The sequence below is a fragment of the Flavobacterium tyrosinilyticum genome (assembly GCF_023656565.1).
Lineage (GTDB): Bacteria > Bacteroidota > Bacteroidia > Flavobacteriales > Flavobacteriaceae > Flavobacterium > Flavobacterium tyrosinilyticum.
On the sequence record NZ_JAMOKG010000001.1, the window covers coordinates 1417138 to 1440183 of the forward strand.

The 23046-nt window shown below is 36.1% G+C and carries 8 protein-coding genes; 3 read left to right on the plus strand and 5 right to left on the minus strand.

Annotation, left to right across the window (positions count from 1 at the left end):
* Positions 1–12: 12 nt before the first annotated feature.
* Both NCC77_RS06270 and NCC77_RS06275 read right to left on the minus strand, forming a co-directional pair.
* The gene (locus NCC77_RS06270) at positions 13–4236 is read right to left on the minus strand and encodes a DUF8693 domain-containing protein (protein ID WP_250834821.1); all 4224 of its coding nucleotides are present in this window, start codon (positions 4234–4236) and stop codon (positions 13–15) included.
* A gap of 406 nt (positions 4237–4642) precedes the next feature.
* Positions 4643–5125, minus strand: coding sequence for a regulatory protein RecX (locus NCC77_RS06275; protein WP_250834822.1), 483 nt, complete (start codon positions 5123–5125; stop codon positions 4643–4645).
* Positions 5126–5403: 278 nt separating this feature from the next.
* Between NCC77_RS06275 and NCC77_RS06280 the strand changes: the two genes are divergently transcribed.
* The 3 genes from NCC77_RS06280 (at position 5404) to NCC77_RS06290 (ending at position 20388) form a co-directional block, all read left to right on the plus strand.
* A complete protein-coding gene (locus NCC77_RS06280) occupies positions 5404–10242 on the plus strand; it encodes a DUF8693 domain-containing protein (RefSeq protein WP_250834823.1) in 4839 nt (1612 codons plus the stop codon).
* Positions 10243–10394: 152 nt separating this feature from the next.
* Positions 10395–14261, plus strand: a complete 3867-nt coding sequence (locus NCC77_RS06285) for a DUF8693 domain-containing protein (RefSeq protein WP_250834824.1) — start codon at positions 10395–10397, stop codon at positions 14259–14261.
* A 454-nt stretch (positions 14262–14715) separates the two neighbouring features.
* The gene (locus NCC77_RS06290; protein WP_250834825.1) at positions 14716–20388 is read left to right on the plus strand and encodes a DUF8693 domain-containing protein; all 5673 of its coding nucleotides are present in this window, start codon (positions 14716–14718) and stop codon (positions 20386–20388) included.
* Between the two features lie 44 nt (positions 20389–20432).
* Here the strand turns inward: NCC77_RS06290 and NCC77_RS06295 are convergent, their stop codons facing one another.
* From NCC77_RS06295 to NCC77_RS06305, 3 genes are all read right to left on the minus strand, one after another.
* Positions 20433–21299, minus strand: a complete 867-nt coding sequence (locus NCC77_RS06295; protein ID WP_250834826.1) for a cupin-like domain-containing protein — start codon at positions 21297–21299, stop codon at positions 20433–20435.
* A 162-nt stretch (positions 21300–21461) separates the two neighbouring features.
* Positions 21462–21899 carry a hypothetical protein gene (locus tag NCC77_RS06300; protein ID WP_250834827.1) on the minus strand — a complete coding sequence of 146 codons (438 nt, stop codon included), beginning with the start codon at positions 21897–21899 and terminating at the stop codon, positions 21462–21464.
* 98 nt (positions 21900–21997) lie between these two features.
* Positions 21998–22945 carry a bifunctional riboflavin kinase/FAD synthetase gene (locus tag NCC77_RS06305; protein ID WP_250834828.1) on the minus strand — a complete coding sequence of 316 codons (948 nt, stop codon included), beginning with the start codon at positions 22943–22945 and terminating at the stop codon, positions 21998–22000.
* Positions 22946–23046 lie beyond the last annotated feature (101 nt).

Genomic DNA, 23046 nt, shown 5'->3' on the forward strand with positions numbered 1-23046 from the left:
GTTTCTTGTTTTTTAATTGAATATAATTTTCTTCGTGACTACATGACCATTTTCTAGCATTACTTTTACTAGTAAAACCTGATTGCTAGAATGTAAATTTGTAATCTCTAATTCTTTTGCATCTATTTTACTTTTGTTGTAAAGCAATTGTCCGCCTATAGTATAGATTTGCACTTCTTTAATGTTTTCAGTTCCGCTAACTGCATTGATTACTTTTGATTTTATCGAAACTAAAACTCCATTTTCTACATTTTCAAAATCATCTGTGCCTAATGTTTTATTGGTATAACGTAATACAAAACGATCTGTAAAAGTTCCGATGCCAGTTTTGAAAGTATAATTTGAAGCGCGAAGATCTGTTATTGTTCCTGTTGTTTTATCTTCTAGATAAACCGCTTGTTTGTTAAAAAATCCATCTGCGTGATCTATCGAGATTGTAAGCTGAGTTTCAGCGACTGATTTATAGCCAAGAGGAATTCTTTCTGTATTGTCAAAAGGCAAACTTCTCGCTTGGATAGACAGCTTTTGAGCCTCATTGATAGTATAGAAGTCTACGTAAGTGTTTCCTGCTAACGTAACAGCATCATAATTGTAATCGAAGCTGTTCGTTGCGCCTTCTGCGTATCCAATCAATATTTGTTTATAGGCATCGTCGGTATTGCTTAGATTTAACCATAAGCGGTTTACTTCAATTTCGGATTCCTTTGATGTAGTTTTAAAAAATTGTGAGTTCTGCGCTTTTATACGCTGGCCATTATTAAATTTAACTGAAGTAACTTTTGGTTTTATAAAGAAACCTTGCCCTACGCCAATATATCCCGAAGGAGTCTCGCCTCCAGTTGTAGCCCTTGTTGCTCCAAGCAATGTGAATACTGCATAATCTGGACTACTGTATTTGTAGGTATTGCTTCCTTCCGCTTTTTTTGGCAGCGATACATGCGTCCAGAAGTATAGTGCTCCAACATCTCCATTATCGGTAATGAATTTTCGGCCATCGATAGCAGATGGGTAAGGGTTTCCGATCAGAAGATATTTATCTGCTGTGGTTGAAATTGGAATGTCTCCGTTATTAGGTGTTCCAAAGAATTTTCCAGTAAATTCAGCAGGAGTTTCAATGCTAAAAGACTGCGGACCTCTAATGCTATAGCCTATCCCAGGTTTCATTTCCATATTGCCGTAAAGATCTGTTGCCCACTTGAAACTAGAAGACCAATAGGAATATTTGTCAAATAAAGTTTCTGGAGATAAATCTTTCATCATAAAACCATCTTGTTTTGTTGAAGTGATAGGACTTGACCAATATGTCAAGTCAAAACGGCGAATTTTGGTTGTTCTTTCTATTTGAAAAGCAGTATTGCTTCCTGTAAACATATTTTTACTTGTAGAAGTTTGAAGAAATGATCCTCCGTCTAAAATTAAAAGTTTTCCTCCTGTACCAACGTTTACATTTTCATCAACAGTTAAAGTAACATCTTTTGGAACTGTTAATGTGATATTCGGATTTATGGTACAAGAACAAACTGTAATATCTGACTTTAGTTCTGTATTTGCACTTATCACTAAAGAGCTACCATTCGGAATAGTGCCAGTTCCATTGTATATAATATCCGTTTTTGTAAAATTAATTCCAAGATTGGCATCACCACCATCTTCTCTTAGACGTATTTCTACTCTAGACTCACTGTTTAAAGGGTAAAGGTCTCCTCCGTTAATTAAATAAGTAGCATTGTCCCATCCATCTTTAGAAAAGATTAATTTATCATCGATATAAAGCTGAATTGCATCATCATGATTCATATGTTTTAACTGATATAATCCACAATCGAAACCTTTACGTTTGTAAACCACAGTAAAATTGTTGTCTGGTACTTGAGAACCTTGCCAAATGGTTGCAGACGAAGGTGATTTGTCTTTTGGCCAATAATTTGTTGAATCAGGATTTAAATGAGGATCAACATAATAACCTGCATATCTAACATTTTGTAAGGTTATATCGTTGTTAACATAACCATAAACGTTCCATACTTTGTCTCCATATTCAGTAGGATTTCCTTTTTGTATGCCAATGAAAAAAGAAACTCTTGAGTCTCCGCCGTCTTCATAATACTCTAGAACAAATTTATGTTGGCCTACAGTTAGATTTTGTGTAGCGTAATCCATAGTAAAACCGTGACCATTCCATCTTGTTATAACTGGAACAGCTGCATCATCGATGTAAAGTCTTACTCCATCGTCGCTTCCAACATCAAAACTATATACGCCAGCTTCGGTAATATCAGCAAGCATTTTATATCGTACAAAGAATCGGTCAGAAGGAGCAGCATCACAAGCAAAATTTGAAGTTAGACCTGTAACTGAACCGCCTCCAATATTTCTATCAAAGTTTTTGTTTTCAGATACATTTCCTATGTAAGTTGCAATGCTAGTACTTGGTAAAGCTGGATATGAAACATTTGGAGGCATGGCAGCATTATTTGCCATTTTATAAACATAGCCAATCCAAGCATTAGATCCAAAAGAAGTTTGATCTCCAGTTGGAGTACATGGTGGGGCGGTAACGTTTACAGTTACGGTTGTTGTCGAATAATTTGTTCCATTTGAGATAGTGTATTCAAAAGTTGTTGTTCCAACGAAACCAGCTGTTGGTGTGAAGGTAACATTTGTTGTGCCATTAACTACAACAGATCCTCCCGTTGTTGGTTGTGTAGCATTAATGGACGCTAATGGAGTATAATTTTCATCGTTTGCTAAAATTGGAATGTTAATAGCGGTGGCTGAATTTGTATTTGCAGTATCTGGATTAGCAGTGATTAAGTTTGAAGGCTCGACAATACCAGTAAGAGTTGGTCCAACTTCTCCACCATAATCATGCTTTATTTTAAAATATCCGTTATATAAATTTTGAACAGCGTACGGATATATTCTGATGTAAAATGTTTGATTCGTATTGCTTGAAACTGTTGTTCCTGTTGGAAAATTTAGAGTAACTGGAGTATCGGCCCCTTTTACTGCTGTTGTTGGTCCCAAAAGGACTGTTCCTCCACCAGGGAAAGTCGGATCAGTTGAATAATGTACCTCAAACATTGAAGCACCTTCAGATCCGGATGGAGAATTATATATAAAATTGAATTGTGTAAGCGTTAATTTATAATTTGTTTTTGGTGTAATACTCATTTGAACATATCTGTTCAATGTTAATGCTGTTGAACCCCCATTTTCTAATTTTTTAACGTTAAAATAGTCTGGGTTGCTGTTGGTAATAAATTCAAACCCAGTTCCAGTAATATCATTTCCAGTTATGTTAGGGTCGGTTACAACTGCTTTTGGTTGGGCTAAAATTCCATTCCAAATAATTAATTTTGGACTTAGATCTGTTACATATACAACGACAGTTGCCGTAGAAGTTCTGGCTCCATTTGTTAGCGTGTAAGTAAATGTAGATGTTCCCTTAAAATTTGTTGCAGGAGCAAATGTAAAGATGTTTCCGTTCCTGCTAACTGTTCCTTCGGTTGCTGATGGTTGCGTAAAAGTTATACTTGCACCAGCGGTATTAGTATCATTCGTCAACGGATTAAATGAAATAGTACGTTTTTCTTGTGTAGTCACAAGATCATCATTTGCATTTAAAACAGTTGGATCATAAGCAGAAACTGTTCCAGTAATTGTTGGGCTAGTGTTTCCTGCTTCTGTAGCAGTATTACGATTCATTAAAAATAAAGGCGAGTTATCGTCTTTACCCGATTGTAATTTGTAACCGTAAATACGAAGCGTTAATTTTTCTCCAGCGTAAAGAGTTATTTTAGATAAATCTATTGACTTGTTTACTTTGCCAGCTTGAGTTGGTTCATCTAGTAATAAGGTGCTAGTAGCGAAATCATCTTTAGAATAGCGTACTTGATATCTTTTTACGTACAAATTACCATCTCCTTTATAGGTGAAATTGTAAGCTCCAAGTTTTATTTTGTATCCAGTTTTAGCGGATACTGTAACCTGAAAGTATTTATTTTCATCTATGCTGAAAGAAAATGGCCAAGAACTTCCTTTAAAACCTTCCCATTGTATAGGCTGAAATGAGATTCCATTTGCGCTTAGATTTTCAGCAGATACTGCATTACTGTATGCTGGGGTAACATTAGCAGTTGTAGCACCAGATGGATCGTCCCATTTGACTAAATTAACTTGAGAAACTCCCAAAAAAGGCAATAAAAACAAAAGTAAAAGTAAAGTTTTTTTCATGTTAAATGTTTTCTATCAATTTGTTATGCTGGCATAAGACTTTTCGAACCGCGCAAAGATATACACATCTACGAGCTACAATTTGATAGGGTTTTGGGAACCCTCATTTAATCGATGAATTGTTAAAATAGTCGATGAACTACATTAAAAATTTTAATGTTCGGCAAATATTCTTATAAAATCATGAAAAATATTATAAGAATATTCGTAAAATAAGAGGCTTTTAAAGACTGTTTTTTGAGTTTTTTGACTAAAAAACGTCAGATTTGCCATAAATTCTTCAAAAACGGAATAATTTATAACTTAAGAGAATGTGCCTTTTGAGGTGTTAAAAAGGGGAGTAGAGAATTTTAAATAATTTAGAAAAGTTGCAAATATTCTCTTTTTTGAATGCTGAATAATGAACTTAGTTTTCTTCTAATTCTTTTGCTTTTTCGTAAACTAAATTACTTTCATAACCTCTGCGAAGCATATAGTCGCAAAATTTTTTTCGTTTTTTGAGAAGATTGGTTTCAGAAATAGAATTCCAAGATCTTTCCGCAAGATTTTCAAAAGTTTCAAAATATTCTTCAGAAGAAATTTCTTTCAGAGCCAAGGTAATATTGGTTGAAGAAATATTTCTTGCTTTTAATTCATTTGTGATCCTGATTTTTCCCCAATGCTTAATTCTGTGTTTGCCTCTTGCGAAGCTGCAAGCGAAGCGAGTTTCGTTCAGAAAATTTCCTTCAATAAGCTGTACTACAACAATATCAATCTCATCTCGAGTCATTTTTAGGCTGTATAATTTAGCCACAACTTCATCATGGCATCGCTCTTGGTAAGCACAAAAGTGCTCTAGTTTTTGTAAAGCTTCTTTGATGGTGAAAGTGCTGTTCGTCGGGTTTTTCATGCGTTTTAACGTTTAAATTCAGTTATGCTCGATTTGTTATAAAATAATTCTGAAATTTGTTAATATTTTATAAAAAGAAATAAATTATAACCTTGTGTATTAGGCTAATTTAAATATTTTTGTACGGAATTTTAACATTTTAAATTTCGGCCTAAGATGTCAGAATTTAACATTTTAGGGTTCAGCGAATTATCTAAAGAACATTGTTCTTTTTGAAAGAAATGCCTTTTTTGCTTTAAGCAACCAAAAACAAATTTAAAACAAATACCTACTGTTATATGATGAGAAAATTACTTTACTCGTTTTTATTCTTCATTTCTTCTAAATCTTTCTACAAAAGATTAAGTACACCAAGTTTAGGCTTGCTTTGTGTTGGAATGTTTTTTGTGTTTTCAACTAACTATGGGCAATGTGGCTTTGGAGGTTCACAGTATGGAACTACTCAGTCTATAATTTACAATAGAGATAATGTTTCGGGGAATATAGGGGCTGTTACTTTTAATAACGTGCCTGTAGGACGATATGTAGGGGTTAATGTAATTCAGGGGTTAACGTATACAATTACTGCTACATCAAATCAATCTTTTAGAAAGCGAATCACTCTTTTTAATCCAAGTAATGCAAGTGTAGGAACAGCAGATGCAACTTCTAATAATGGGAACGTTTCTATTAACTGGACTGCTAGCTTCACTGGAACATTATTGGTAAGAATTAATAATAGTACAAATTGTAATTCCACAGCGGGAAATAACTCTACCATTACCGTGAGTTATACAGGTGGTAATAATACTGTTGACCAGGTTAATGCGAATGCAGAGGGAAACAATTCATGGATTGCTCACGTTTATGATTTTTCAGATACAGCTTCAGTAAATCCTCTTACGGATACAAATGCTTTTACTAATGGTAGTTACTTAGGGTACTTTTTACAACCAAATACTATAACTGGAAACACGACTTCATTCTCTCAAGATTATGGCGGAGGACTTACTCCAAATGTTCCTTTTATTGCGACGGGAAGTGGTTCGCAACAATTATTTTATGGCGAGACATTTGCTGTACGCTATAGAATGAGATCAACTTTGCCAAAAGGTTGCTATTTTGTTACGGTAAGGGGAGATGATGGGGTAAGACTTTTTGTAGATGGTGTTAAGGTTTTTGATGCATGGGTACAACAAGGTCCAACAGAATATACAAACGTATTGGTTTACCTGAATGGAAATAGTCAATTGCAATTGGATTACTATGATAAAGATGAAGCGAATGTGACTGATTTTAGTATTTATCCAGCCGATGATACAATAAATTCTGTAAATGGTATAAATACTGCAGGTCCTGTTTATCGTTGTGCGGGAAGTAATTCAGTTTTAGATGGTTCAGCCATTACTTATCAAGGATCAAATACTAACCCATCTATTAAGTTTCAATGGCAATCATCACCAGATAATGTGAGTTGGACAGATATTGGTACTAATGGGACATCGGAGAATTATACAGTACCAGCAACAAATCCTACATCGCAAACAACAGTTTATTACAGAAGAAATGTTACAGGGACGGCTAGTAATGCAGGATCTTGTACTTATAGTACAGAATCAATTGCAGTAATAACAAGTGTAAATACAAATCCTACTTTAGGTACAACTATTACAGGAACAGCAAGTCAATGTCCTGCAGTTACAGGACAGGTTTATTCTATTACGACAACGAACGCCACATCTTTCAATTGGGCAGTACCATTAGGATGGACAATAACATCTGGACAAGGAACTAATAGTATTACTGTAACAACAGGAACTGCGGGAGGAACAATAAGTGTTACTGCTACAAATGGATGTGCTGGAAGAACGGCGACAAGAAATTTAGCGGTAACAATGAATGCAAATAATACCGTGGTACTAAATTCAGCTACAGGTACAGATGCCCAAACAAGATGTATTAATACAGCAATTACAAACATTAGATATAATACAACAGGTGCGACCGGCGCAACTGTGACAGGACTTCCAGCGGGAGTTACAGGAAGCTGGGCAGCAAATGTTGTAACGATAAGCGGAGCCCCTACAGTAAGTTCGGCAACGCCATATTCTTATACAGTTACCTTGAATGGCGGATGCGGGACAGTAACGGCTACAGGAACAATAACTGTAAATCCTAACAATACGGTATCGCTGACTTCAGCTGCGGGCACTGATGCGCAGACTGCATGCATCAATACTCCGATTACAAATATCACCTACTCAACAACCGGAGCAACAAGCGCGACTGTAACAGGTCTTCCATCCGGAGTTACAGGAGGCTGGTCAGGAAATGTAGTGACGATAAGCGGTACTCCGACAGTAAGTTCGGCAACGCCATATTCTTATACAGTTACCTTGAATGGCGGATGCGGAACAGTAACGGCTACAGGAACAATAAGAGTAAATCCAAACAATACGGTATCGCTGACTTCGGCTACGGGCACAAATGGGCAGACTTCATGCATCAATACTCCGATTGCAAATATCACCTACTCTACAACCGGAGCAACAAGCGCAACTGTGACAGGTCTTCCAGCCGGAGTTACAGGAGGCTGGTCAGGGAATGTAGTAACTATAAGCGGAGCCCCTACAGTAAGTTCGGCAACGCCATATTCTTATACAGTTACCTTGAATGGCGGATGCGGAACAGTAACGGCTACAGGAACAATAAGAGTAAATCCAAACAATACGGTATCGCTGACTTCAGCTGCGGGCACTGATGCGCAGACTGCATGCATCAATACTCCGATTACAAATATCACCTACTCAACAACCGGAGCAACAAGCGCGACTGTAACAGGTCTTCCAGCCGGAGTTACAGGAGGGTGGTCAGGAAATGTAGTGACTATAAGCGGAACTCCGACAGTAAGTTCGGCAACGCCATATTCTTATACTGTTACCTTGAATGGTGGATGCGGAACAGTAACGGCTACAGGAACAATAAGAGTAAATCCGATCAATACAATTACCTTAACTTCAGCAGCAGGTACAGATGCGCAATCTATATGTTTTAACTCAGCAATCACAGACATTACTTATGCGACTACTGGAGGATCTGTAGTTATGACTTCAGGTTTTCCAACTGGACTTAATATAGCATGGTCAGGAAGTGTTTTAAGAATTAGCGGAACCCCAAATGTAAGTTCTGCAAGCCCTTATAATTATACTGTTGCGTTGCAAGGCAATTGTGCAACTGTTACACTTTCTGGAACAATCACGGTAAAACCATTACCTGCAACTCCAACAATTACAAAAAATAACGATGCTGCGTGTAATACTTTAGGAAGCATAACAATAGCAGGTTTATCAGGAAACTGGACTGTAAATCAAACAGGAGCAACGACTCTGCCAAAAAGTTATTCTGGGCCAGGTGTTTCTTTAGCTATTCAAGATTTAGTAGCAGACACCTATAGCTTTACTGTTACAAATAATGATACAGGTTGTGTTTCAAGTGCAGTTACTGTTACGATAACAGATACAAGCTCTAATACAGATTGGGGACCTTCAGGATGGACAAATGGAGAACCTGATGGAAGTAAAAGTGTTACGATTTCATCTTTAGCAAATGGTCAGCCTTTTTCACTGGCTAAGCCAAATATAGACGCGTGTTCTTTAACTATTACAGTTGGATCTGATGTAATTATCCCATCAGGAGTAACTTTGACTATCACAAATAAGGTAACAAGTAATGGTAAATTGGTGTTTGAAAGTGGCTCAAGCTTAATACAAACTACCAATGTACAAAACAGTGGAGATATTGTATACAAAAGAGCAACTTCAATTCGTCGTTTTGATTTGACATATTGGTCAAGTCCTATCACTTCAACGAAACAAGATGGTTTTATGATGAAAGATTTATCTCCAGAAACTTTATTTGACAAATATTCCTATTGGTCTTCTAGTTTCAAGTGGGCAACAGATCTTTACGGCAATATGGAAATGAAACCTGGGATAGGCTATAGCATTAGAGGTCCGCAGTCTTTTAGCATTGAAACTCCTGCTGAATTTACTGGAAAATTCTTTGGAACACCTAATAACGGAGACATTCCAATTTCAACCACAGCAGATAAATATCTTCTGATCGGAAACCCTTACCCATCTGCTATCGATGGCCGAAAATTCATTACCGATAATGGAGATGTTGGAGCACTATACTTCTGGACGCATGTATCGCTGCCAAAAAAAGCGGAAGGAAGCAATACCTACAAATACAGTAGTCCAGATTATGCAGTATTCACATTGCTTGGAGCAACAAGGGCTACAACTGGAGGCGAGACTCCTTCGGGATATATTGGCGTAGGTCAAGGTTTCTTTATAAAACCAAAAGTTACTTCGATTAAATTTAATAATGGCCAGCGTGTAAAAGCAGAAAACTCGCAATTTTTTAAAACTACCGCAAAAGAAGCTGCAATTGAAGTAAACCGCTTATGGTTAAATCTAAGCAATACCGACGATGCCTATAAACAAATATTGATCGGATACGCAGAAGGCGCAACAAACAGCTTCGATTACAATTATGATGCTGTTACGTTAGCAGGTAACTCTTACATAGACTTCTATACGATCAATGAGGCCCAAAAGCTGTCAATCCAAGCGAGAAGTCTGCCTTTTGACAATACAGAAGGAATCCCTCTTGGCTATAAATCAGTCGCTGAAACTCAGCTTACCATCTCGATAGATCATGCAGATGGATTTTTTAACAAACAAGCGGTTTATCTTGAAGATAAAACAACAGGAACAATAACAGATCTTCGCGCTTCAAATTATACTTTCAAAACTGGCATCGGAACTTTTACAGATCGTTTTGTATTACGTTATACAAATAAAACATTAGGAACCGACGACATAGAAAATCTTGAAAATAGTGTTTTGATTTCTGTAAAAAACAAAACAGTTAGTATTACTTGTTCTAAAGAAACGATCAAAGATGTTACTATTTTCAACGTTGGCGGTCAATTAGTATACAGCAAAAACAAAGTGAATTCATCAGAGTTGCAAATTACAAATTTACACTCTAGTGATCAGGTTTTATTAGTTAAAGTAACTTTAGAAAATGGTTCTATAATTACTAAAAAAGTGATTTTTTCTAATTTGTAATAAAAAATAATATTTCTTCAAATGCTCATTCTTTTATTAAAGAATGGGCATTTTTTTTATAGAAAAAATCCCTAAATCTTGGTATTGTGTTTTTAATTATGGCTTTATAATTTAGTTTAATTCTTACAATATTAAACTTTAATTACACCGTTTTGATTAAAAATATATTTTATTCGTTCATTATAATCTCATTATCATCTCAAGCAATTTTTTCGCAACAAGGTAAAGTTGATAGCTCATTTAATGTTCTTGATGATGGTCAAAATGGAGATGGATTTGATAATACTGTACGTACACTTCTTCTTCAGAAAGATGGAACTTTACTTGTAGGAGGAGATTATCTGAGTTTGAATGGAGCACCAACTTCATATCTTACTCGTTTAAATCCAGAAGGGTCTATCGATGAAAGTTTCACTACAGGTACGGGTTTCAATGGTAAAATTTATGCTTCTTGTTTGCAGTCAGATGGGAAAATTATAGTTGGAGGAAACTTTACAAGTTATAACGGAATTAGTGCGGGAAGAATAATCCGTCTAAACGAAGATGGTTCTTATGATGCCACTTTTAATACAACAATTGGAGCAACTACAGGAATTGTTTATGATATTGCCGTACAGCCTGATGGGGAGATAATTATTGTTGGCAGTTTTACAAAATATAATAATAGTACAGTAAATAGAGTGGCACGTTTATTACCAAACGGAACACTCGATTCTACTTTTTTAACAGGTTCTGGATCTGCATTAAACATTACACACGCAAAAGTTTTATCTGATCAGAAAATACTTCTCACAGGCAATTTTACAGTATTTAACGGTGTTTCTGCTAATCGAATAATTCGATTAAATGCCAATGGAACTTTTGATTCTACCTTCAATAGTGGTACTGGCTTTAATGATGATGTTAATGCCATAGCGTTACAGCCTGATGGGAAAATGGTTTTAGGAGGTAACTTTACCCTTTTTAATAATACTGTAGCGAATAGAATTATTCGATTGAACGAAGATGGGACTAAAGACGAAAGTTTTGTAACAGGTTATGGCTTTAGTAAAGAAGGAGTTTCAGCAATTAGAATTAATAAGAACGGTGATATCATGGTTGGAGGATCCTTTACAGGATTTTACAATACTACTGAAGCGTTAAGATTGATTTTTCTGCAATCTGATGGAAGTATAAAACCAAATTTTGATATCGGCTCTGGACCTGCTTCTGCTTCAGTTTTAGCTTTAGAATTAGACGAAGAAGATTCTTGGTTTGCTGGAGGCTCTTTTACTGTTTTTAATGGCCAAAATCAAGGCAGGTTGGTAAAAATTAGTAGTGATGGCGAACATGATATTTCATATTTGGCTTCTGGAATTGGATTTGACAATTCTGTTCTTAGTATTCTGCCACTTCCAAATAGAAAGATAATAGTTGGAGGCAATTTTAAAAAGTTTAATGGAAATGTTGCTCCCAAAATTACTTGTCTATTAGAAAATGGAATTATTGATCCTGCTTTTAATAATTCAGGAAGTAATAACTTGGTAAAAACTGCAGCATTGCAAACTGATGGAAAGATTATTTTAGGGGGAAATTTTACAAAATACAATGATCTTACCAATAATCGGATTGTTAGAATATTTTCGGATGGAGAAATAGATGAATCATTGAAGACAGGTGATGGGTTTAATGGACAAGTATATACATTGGCAATTCAGCCTGATCAAAAAATAATTGCCGCTGGAGCATTTACAAAGTATAATGGTTCAACAGCTAATACGAGTAGAATTGTTAGAATACTGTCAGATGGAACAAAAGATCCTGATTTTGATATTGGTTTAGGTGCTGATGGAACTATAGAAAGTGTAATTATTCAATTAGACGGAAAGATTCTTGTGGGAGGACATTTTAAAAAATTTAATGATATGCCTTTTGCAGGTTTGGTAAGGTTAAATCAAGACGGAAGTATTGATGCTAGCTTTAATATAAAAGAGGGTTTTGATAAATATGTTTATGCAATTGCACTTCAATCCAATAAGATTATAGTTGGAGGTTCTTTTTTGACTTTTAATAAGGTTTCACAAAAACGCATTCTTCGATTAAATAGTGATGGAAGTCTCGATGCTACATTCCAATCAGGCGCTGGCTTTAGTAAAGGAGATGTTCGTGCTATTTTAGTGCAGCCAGACGATAGAATTTTGGTAGGAGGAAGTTTTTCGGGAACATATAATACTATTGCTTCTTCTAGATTGATTCGTTTACTGCCTTCAGGATTGTATGATAATTCTTTTGTAGCACCATCAAATAATACGCTGTTTGCAATGAAATTTGATGAAGATTATAGATTGATGATCGGAGGGAATTTTAATTCTGTTTCTGGTATTTCAAAACATAGAATTGCACGTTTAAAACTTTGCGTTAATACCACAGCTTGGGATGGAATTTCATGGTCCAACGGTTATCCGTCTGCGGGAAAAGATGTTTATTTTAAAGAAAGTTTTCCAAACTTAACATCAGTCAATATTTGCGGATGCAATATTGAACAAGGTAAAACGGTAACCTTACTTGAAAAAAACACATTAGGAATCGAGTTTGCGTATACCGGTCAAGGGATACTTGTTTTAGAAGATTCTGCTAGTTTATATCAAGAGGATGAGGAGATAGTAAACACAGGAATTGTTCATTTAAAAAGAAAAACAAAACCAGTAATTCGATTTGACCTTACCTATTGGTCTTCTCCAGTGGCCGATATGAAATTATTCGATTTTTCGCCTGAAACACTTTTTGACAAATATTCTTGGTATGATCCTATTGCAGGTTGGAAAACAAGTCTTTACGGAAGCATGACAATGACTTCTGGTCGTGGCTACAGCATTAGAGCTCCGCAAAGTTTTTCTACTACAGAGCGAGCAATATTTGAAGGTGTTTTCAAAGGAATTCCAAACAATGGTAAAATAGCAGTTGAGTTGATTGCTGCAGATCGTTTTTATCTAGTTGGTAATCCATATCCATGCGCCATAAGTGCAGATGATTTCTTAACAGAAAATGAGCCGAAAACAAAGGGAGCATTATACTTCTGGACGCATAACACTCCGCCTAGAATTACAATTCCAGGAACTAATACCTATCGATATACTAATGATGATTATGCAGTTTACAATTTATTAGGAGGTGTTGGCACAAGCTCAGCTTTAAGTTCTGGAGTTAGTAATGATGCACCAAACGGTACAATTGCTTCAGGACAAGCCTTTTTTGTAAAAAGCAACGTAACAGGATTCCTAGAATTTAAAAACAGCATGAAAGTTCGAGATAAAAATACTTCCTTTTTTAGACCAGCTCCAAACTCACAAGCAAAATCTGTTGCCGAAAAGCATAGGTTTTGGCTAAACATTAAAAACCACGAAAATGAATTCAAACAGATTTTACTAGGATATGCATCCGGCGCTTCAAATTCTTTAGATCTGAATTATGATGCAGAGTATTTAAGTTCAGGAATGTCATTGGATTTTTACAGTGTAATCGAAAATAAAAAATTAGTAATCCAAGGCCGTGAATTGCCTTTTTTAGAAAGCGATTCAATAACTATAGGTTATAAAACTACAGTTAGTGATAATTTAAAAATTGAAATAGATCATAAAGATGATTTTTTTAATGATAAGCCTATTTTTCTAGTCGATAAAAAATTAAATAAAACGCATAATATTTCTGAACTTCCGTATCAATTTGATTCTGAAGCAGGAACCTTTAATGATCGTTTTTCTATAATTTACAGTAATAAAACTTTAGGAAATAATATTTCTGATAACATCTCGAAGAATATTGTAGTATCGGTTAAAAATCACAATATACATATTGAATCTTTTGCTGAAACAATAAAAGAGGTAGTGATATTTGATGTATTAGGAAATCTACTGTATACAAAAGATCAGCTTGAAACCAAAAGAACTTCCATCGAAAACTTGTTCTCTTCTCATCAGGTTTTATTAGTAAAAGTCATTTTCGAAAGTGGCAAATCAGCTTCAAAAAAAGTCATTTTTTAAAAGCTGAACAGAACGTATATAATTATAACTTCTTTTGATTAAGTTATTGTAAATCAATTATTTGAAAATAAAATATTTTCAAATTAACAGTTTTTTCTTATTTTTTATGTTTTCTGAGTTTTTAGTGTTAAAATTATGGGTTTAATACTACATTGGGAATTTCTACGTAAATAAAATCGTACCTTGTAGTTGGTTTTTATCGATGAAATGCTTTTTTTATCGATTAAATACTTTTCTATAAGCCAATGATTTAATTTTTTTTCTTCAAAAAGCACAGTTTCAAAAACGGTGTTTTATCTGCCTTAAGTTGATTGTAAAATTGGAGCGCTTCATTGATTCTATATTAAAGATTTAGTCTTGTTTATATGAGGCCTTAAAGCATTTGTCTTTTTCATTTTGCAATTAATCTTGTTTTGAGTTTGAATTTATTTTTCAATTACTAAAATGCCACAAGATGAGAAAAGATTTACTTACTATGCTGAGTTTCTTCAGCCTTTTATCTTTAGTAACTTATATTGAGAAACCATTAAAATCAAGTAAGAGATTGAGAATCCTTCTAATTTTAGTTTTATCAATCTTCTATACCACGTCAAAAGCACAAACTTTAGTACATTCAGTTCCAGCTAGTAATCCTTCTTTTCCTCTTCCTGCGGGTATGGACATAGTTACTGTTGAAGCTTGGGGCGCAGGAGGCGCAGGAGGTGCAGCAAATGTGACACCTCTAGTTGGAAGGAGTGGTGGCGGTGGTGGTGGTGGTGCTTATGCAAAAGGAACGATTGCCACAACAGGACTATCAAGTTTGAATGTTGTTGTTGGGCCAGCTACCTCAGGGGGAACTGGTAATGGAACTTCAGGGGGGGCGTCATATATAACAACTTTTACAGGTTCTTTCTATGCGCCAGGTGGCCAGGGAGGAAATGCGAATACTGCAACAACTTCTAATCCAACAGGTGGGCTTGGAGGTACTCCCGCTATTGGGAACCTTGCTACTTCTAATGGTTTAAATGGGGGAGCAGGCGGAAGTTCGGCAGTTGGTTTGCTTCTTACTTCTGGTGCTGGAGGAAATGCAGGTAATTTTGGTCCTGGACTTGGAGGGGCTGGGGGAGCAGCGAGAAGCACTGTAGCATTGGCTACAGATGTAGGTAATCCCGGAAGTATTTACGGAGGCGGAGGCGGAGGAGCTATCAGTGCTTCTACTTTACAAAGTGGTGGAAGTGGTGCCAGAGGCCAAGTTAACATTACATATACTTGTAAAACGTATGGTTTAACTGCAATATCGGCGCCAAATGTTTGTACAGGGACAACCACACAAGTACAATTAACAGGTACAGCAACGAGCTTGCCAGCTGGTACATACATAGTAACGTATAGTACAAGTCTACCCAATGCGGTAGGACTAACAGAAACCATGGTAGTTGGGGCTGCCGGATCTGGAAGTTTTACCGCAAGGGGCTTGACTACTTTAGGGAATAGCACTATTACAGTTACTTCTTTAACTTCTGTAGATTGTACCTCGTCTATTAGTGCAAATAATGTTGTCAATATTGTAGTTAGTGCTCAGCCAACAATAACTTTAGGCTCAACTACTGCTGTATGTGCTAGTGCAAGTTTGCAAAATGTATCATTGCCTTATTCGGCAGTTACGAATGCACCAACAAACTATAGTATAACATGGAATCCAAGTCCGACAAATACCTTTGCAGCAGTTACAAATGCTGCTTTACCAGCAAATTCAATAAACATTGCTGTTCCAGCTGGAACAGCTGCTGGGACATATACAGGATCGCTAACAGTTAGTAATGCGGCTGGGTGCGTGTCTGCAGCTCCAACAAATTTTACTATAACTGTAAATCCGTTACCTACAATAACTTTGGGAGCCACTACTGCGGTATGCGCAAGTACAAGTGCACAGAGCACGACGTTGCCTTATAGTGCTGTCACAAATGCACCAACGACATACAGCATTACGTGGAATGCCAGTCCGACAAATACTTTCGCAGCAGTTACCAATGCTGCATTACCAGCAAACTCAATCAATATCCCTATACCTGCAAATACGGCAGCGGGAACCTACACGGGAACCTTAACGGTTAGAAATGCAAACGGATGCGTATCATCAGCAAACAATTTTATCGTTACTGTAAACCCATTGCCGACAATAACACTAGGAGCTACTACCGCGGTATGTGCAAGTACAAGTGCACAAAGCACTACTTTGCCTTACAGTGCTGTTACAAATGCACCAACGACTTACAGCATTACATGGAATGCTAGTCCGACAAATACTTTTGCAGCAGTTACAAATGCTGCTTTACCAGCAAATTCAATAAACATTGCTGTTCCAGCCGGAACAGCTGTTGGGACATATACAGGATCGCTAACAGTTCGTAATGCTGCTGGATGTGTGTCTACCACTCCAACAAATTTTACTATAACCGTAAACCCATTGCCAACAATAACATTGGGAGCCACTACCGCAGTATGCGTAAGCACAAGTGCACAGAGCACAACTTTACCATATAGTGCTGTCACAAATGCACCAACGACGTACAGCATTACGTGGAATGCCAGTCCGACAAATACTTTCGCAGCAGTTACAAATGCGACATTGCCAGCAAACTCAATCAATATCCCAATACCTGCAAATACGGCAACGGGAACATACACGGGAACCTTAACGGTAAGCAATGCAAACGGATGTGTGTCATCAGCAAACAATTTTACCGTTACCGTAAACCCATTGTCGACCATAACATTAGGTGCTACTACTGCAGTATGCGCAAGTACAAGCGCGCAGAGCACAGCATTGCCTTATAGTGCTGTTACAAACGCACCAACGACATACAGCATTACATGGAATGCGAGTCCTACAAACACTTTTGCAGCAGTTACAAATGCTGCATTGCCAGCAAATTCAATTAATATCCCAATACCTGCAAATACGGCGGGGGGAACATACACGGGAACCTTAACGGGAAGCAATGCAAACGGATGCGTATCTTCAGCAAATAATTTTACCGTTACCGTAAATCCATTGCCGACCATAACATTAGGAGGCACTGCTGCGGTATGCACAAGTACGAGCGTACAGAGCACAACTTTACCATATAGTGCTGTGACAAACGCACCAACAACCTACAGCATTACATGGAATGCGAGTCCTACAAACACTTTTGCAGCAGTTACCAATGCGACATTGCCAGCGAACTCGATCAATATTCCGATACCTGCAAATACGGCAGCGGGAACATACACAGGAACCGTAACGGTAAGCAATGCAAACGGATGCGTGTCATCAGCAAACAATTTTACCGTTACGGTAAACGCATTGCCGACAATAACACTAGGAGCTACTACCGCGGTATGTGCAAGTACAAGTGCACAAAGCACTACTTTGCCTTATAGTGCTGTTACAAACGCACCAACGACTTACAGCATTACATGGAATGCTAGTCCAACAAATACCTTTGCACCAGTTACAAATGCTACGTTACAAGCAGGTTCAATTAATATTCCAATACCTGCAAATACAGTGGCGGGAACATACACGGGAACATTAACAGTTTCTAATGCAGCTGGCTGTGTTTCAACAGGCAATAATTTTACGATAACAGTTAATTCAGTTCCAACAATTACAACATCAGGAAATTTAATTCCAATTTGTCAAAATGCACTAGAGCAGATGGCTTCTCTACCATATTCTGTTGTAACAGGTTCTCCAGTTAGCTATTCTATAGACTGGGTATTATTGAATGATCAAGCAGCTACTGCTTTTTCTTTCGATTCGGGAGGAGGAAATATCAATAATATTATTGTTCCAGCAAATACAGCAGCTGGAAATTACAGTGGAGTAATGACAATTTTTACGTCAAATGGATGTTTGGCAACTCAAACCATTTCTTTAACGATTAATGCCGTTCCAACAATAAGTACTGCAGGGGTTTTTACTCCAGTTTGTCAAAGTTCATCAGCGCAGACGACTACTTTAAGTTACAATTCTACTACAGGTTCTCCAGTTAGTTATGAAATCGATTGGATTGCATTGACAGATCAAGGAGCGACACCGTTTCCTTTTAGTTCTGGATCAGGAGATATTATAAATGTGAATGTTCCGGCAAATACGACAGCAGGTACTTACAATGGTATAATGACTATTACAACATCAAATGGGTGTCCTTCTACTCAAAATGTTTCTTTAACTGTAAATGCAATTTCAGTTGCGCCAACTGCTTCGGTAACACAACAGCCAAGCTGTATCAATAATACGGGTGTTATCACGGTTACTTCGCCTGCATCTGGAACAGGATATACATATAGTGTTGATGGAGTAGATTTTAGTAATACTTCGGGAATATTTACAGGTTTGTCTTCTGGAGCTTACAATGTGCAAGTGAGAAATAGTACATCGGGATGCGAATCAGAAGTAACACCAATTACAATAAATGCTTTTGTTACCAAAATATGGAATGGAAATGCGAGTGCCAATTGGGGAGATTCTGCAAATTGGACGCCAGCAGGAGTTCCTATTGCCTCTGATTGTATAGATATTCCAGATGTAGGTGTTGATCCTATTATCTCTGGAACCAATGGAAGTTTTTTTGCCAGTCGATTAACGATTGAAAATAATGGGTCATTAATTGTAGAAGAAACAAATTCTTTAACGGTGACAAATGAAGTCAGTGTATTGGGTAATGGAGTTTTGATTTTTGAAAATAACTCAAGTTTGGTTCAGGTTGCCGATGTCAATAATACTGGAAATATAACTTACAGAAGAAAAACATCTGTAAGACGATTTGATCTTACCTATTGGTCTTCTCCAGTAGTAGGTGTTACTATGAAAGATTTTTCGCCAGAAACTTTATTCGATAAATACTCTTATTGGTCTTCTGATTTTAAGTGGGCAACCAATTTGTACGGTACAATGGAAATGGAACCAGGAGTAGGTTATAGCATTAGAGGTCCGCAATCTTTCGCTACTGGAACTCCAAGTGTTTTTTCAGGGGAATTTATCGGAGTGCCAAATAATGGAACAATCCAAGGTCCTACAGCCGCTGCTGAAAAGTTTTGCTTTTTTGGAAATCCATATCCTTCAGCAATTTATGCGGATCTATTTATTCGTGATAATGCCGCTAATTTTTATGGGACACTATTTTTTTGGACTCATAACACCTCTCCTAGAATAACTGTTCCAGGAACTAATACCTATCGTTATACTAGTGATGATTATGCAATATATAATTTGTCAGGCGATACTTCAGTTGGTAATTTAATTGGTACTGGTGCTCCATCACCAGGAAATCAAACTCCGCCAAAAGGGTATATTGCTGCTGGACAAGCATTTTTTGCTAAAGCCAGAACAGGGCAAAGAGGAGTTTTTACAAATTCAATGCGAGTACCTAGCAATAATAGCCAATTTTATAAATCTACGTTAGTTGTAGAAAAACATCGCGTGTGGTTAAATCTTACGAATAAAGAAGGGGCTTTTAAGCAATTACTAATTGGATATGTAACAGGGGCGACAAATTCTTTTGATTTTAATTATGATGCGGTTACATTAAATGGAAATCCTTATGTAGATTTTTATAGCATCAATGAAGGTAATAAACTAGTTATTCAAGGAAGAGCAGTTCCTTTTGTTGTAACAGATACCATTCCGTTAGGATATAAGTCTACTATTGAAAAAGGTGATTTCACAATCGCTATCGATCATACAGATGGAGATTTGTCCAATAAGGATATATTTTTGCACGATAAGGTAACAAATACGGTACATAACCTTAAATCTGGAGGATATACATTTACCTCTGCGCCAGGAACTTTTCTAGATCGATTTGTATTGCGTTATACAGATGGCAAGTCTTTAGGAAACGAGGATTTTGAGAATCAAGATAAAAGAGTTTTTGTTTCGGTTAAAGATAAAAATATCAGATTGCAATCTATGTCTGAGCAGGAAAATCTGGACGAAGTTGCTATTTATGATGTGGGAGGTAAATTGTTATATCGTAAAAAACAAATTGAAAATAAAGAGTGGCTCATACCAAATTTTCAATCAGGCCCTCAAGTTTTATTGGTTAAAATCACTTTAGATAATGGAAATACTGTGACAAGAAAAATAGTTTTTAGATAAATAAAAAAGCGGTTGAATTTAAACTCAACCGCTTTTTACATTTATTAGGCAGTACGCTGTAAATTTTGATGCGTGTTGGTAATCGCCTTTTCGTTTTTATAGTCAATCCATTTTTGGCCTTGAATTTTACGCATCATAATATCAAAATGACGCATAATAAAAACATTGTATGCGGCTTTGGATAAATTGACAATGTTTTTTGGAAACGATCTCAAACTCATAGAAAATCCTGGTGTTAGGTATTTCATATAATGCCAATATCCTTCGGGCATATAAAGCATTTCTCCATGTTTTAGATTGGTAATATAGCCTTCGGCATTTTTGAGTGCTGGAAATTTTTCGTAATCTGGATGGTCAAAATCTATATCTTCTCTCGAAATTAATGCATGAGGAACTTTATACATAAATTTTGATTGGCTAGGAGGGAAAATCATACATTGTTTTTCTCCGTGAAAATGAAAATGAAGAATATTCGAATAGTCAATATCATAATGCATAAACACTCTCGAATTTTCACCACCAAAAAACAACATTGGCATTTGCTTGACTAATTTTAAACCAATTTCAGGCCATAAAAAGTCGTTTTTTAACGAAGGAACCTGTTTCATTAAGTTGTAAAGAAAAATTCGATAATTGGTAGGCTTTTCTTGTAATAAGTCGATGTAATCGCTCATTTTCATTGTGGTGTGCGCCTCGTTGAATCCGTCTTCGTGATTTACAGGTCTGTCGTCGTATAAAGGAACGACCAAATCTCCTGCGATTTCTTTCATATAAGATAATTTCCATTTGTTATAAGCTGGCCATTCTTCGGTCAATTCTTCGATAACAACAGGAATTTGTTTTTTTACATATTGGGAAACAAACTCTTCTTTTGAGATTTTTTTTACCCTTTCAATTTGTTTTAATTTCATTTTTATAAATAAAAAAATTGCTTATAACTCTCTGCTACAAGCAATTTAAAAATATTTATTGAGAATTAAGATCTCTATTGACTAAAATTTTTAATCTAATCGATGCTCAAAAGAGGCATTTATAAAAAGTGATTTCCGTAAAATTTTTGCAGCAGTTTTAGATTAATCGGCTGCATATTTGTTATTCCAATACAGCATCATCATTAAAGTAACAATTACAGAAGAAGCGATTCCTTCAAATAATAAGCAAATACAATAAGTTGGCACTGATGGATTTCCTCCAAACATGAAAGTTTCAGATAATGTTCTTACATAAGCATCTCCGCCTCGAGCGTAACTATAAACTAATAAGCCAAATACACTCATAGATACACCAACCACAGAAGTGGTCATTGCAGAAATAGCATTCGATAGAAAATTGGTTTCTCCTTCCTGTAGGTTCATCTGCATTGTCCTGTTAACACCGTAGAATATAAAGAAAACGTTCAGTGTTCTCAGATAAAACAAATCTGCTAAACCTAGTACATTCATTAATAAAAAATAAATGCCAATTCCGAGGAAAATCAAAAACCCGTTGGTAATTTCTTTAGGTAATTTCATAGTGGTTATTTTTTAGAAGTTAATAGTAAATATTTGAAAAACAGTGTTCTATCAAATTTACTAAAAAAATAACTACGATGATTTAAAAACGGTAAAAACTATACAGTCTGATTTTTTAAAGAAGAATCTATAAAAGCCAAAGAATCCATTTTATCCTGATGAAGCTGTGCTTTTAAGGCATCTACCGAACTGAATTTCTGCTCATCGCGAATGTAATGAAGCAAAGAAACTTCGATGTTTTGATCGTAAATGTCTTTATCAAAATTAAACAAGTGAACTTCGATGGTTTGCTTTTCGCCATTAACCGTTGGATTAAATCCAATATTCATCATGCCAAAAAGACTTTCGTTATTTATGGTAGCTTTTACAACATAGACACCAATTTTTGGTATTAGTTTGTACTCTTCTTCAATGTTAATGTTAGCTGTAGGAAATCCAATTGTTCGTCCCAATTGTTTTCCTTTCACAATAGTTCCATTCAAGAAATAGTTATAACCTAAATACTCGTTGGCCAAAGCCATGTTTCCTTCATTTAAAGCATTTCTAATTTTGGTCGAACTCACCGAAACATCTTGGATTTCTTCTGCAGAAATTTGCTCAACTTCAAATCCGTATTCTATTCCAAAAGCAATTAAATCATCAATATTGGCAGTTCTATTACGGCCAAAACGGTGATCATGCCCAATAATAATTTTTTGAATCTGAAATTTCTCCACCAAAATAGTACGAACAAATTCTTCTGCTGTAAGTCTAGAAAAACTTTCATTAAAAGGATGGACAATTAAGTTCTCAATACCTGTCGCTTCCAAAAGTTTTATTTTTTCGCCAATAGTATTCAGTAATCTGATTTCAGATTTTTCTTGAAGAACCATTCGCGGATGCGGAAAAAAGGTAAGAACCAGGCTTTCATATTTCCCATTTTCAGTATTCTCAGTAATTCGTTTTAGAATTTTTTTATGACCAATATGCACACCATCAAAGGTACCAAGAGTTAAGATAGTTTTCTTGGTTGACTGAAAATCGTTTATAGAATGAAAGAGCTTCAAAACAAATTATTTAAGATGCTGCAAATTTATACTATTCTGTTTTAAATTTAATACTATGCCAAATCGAATTTTAGCGCATAATCTATCTTTTTGCAAAAATT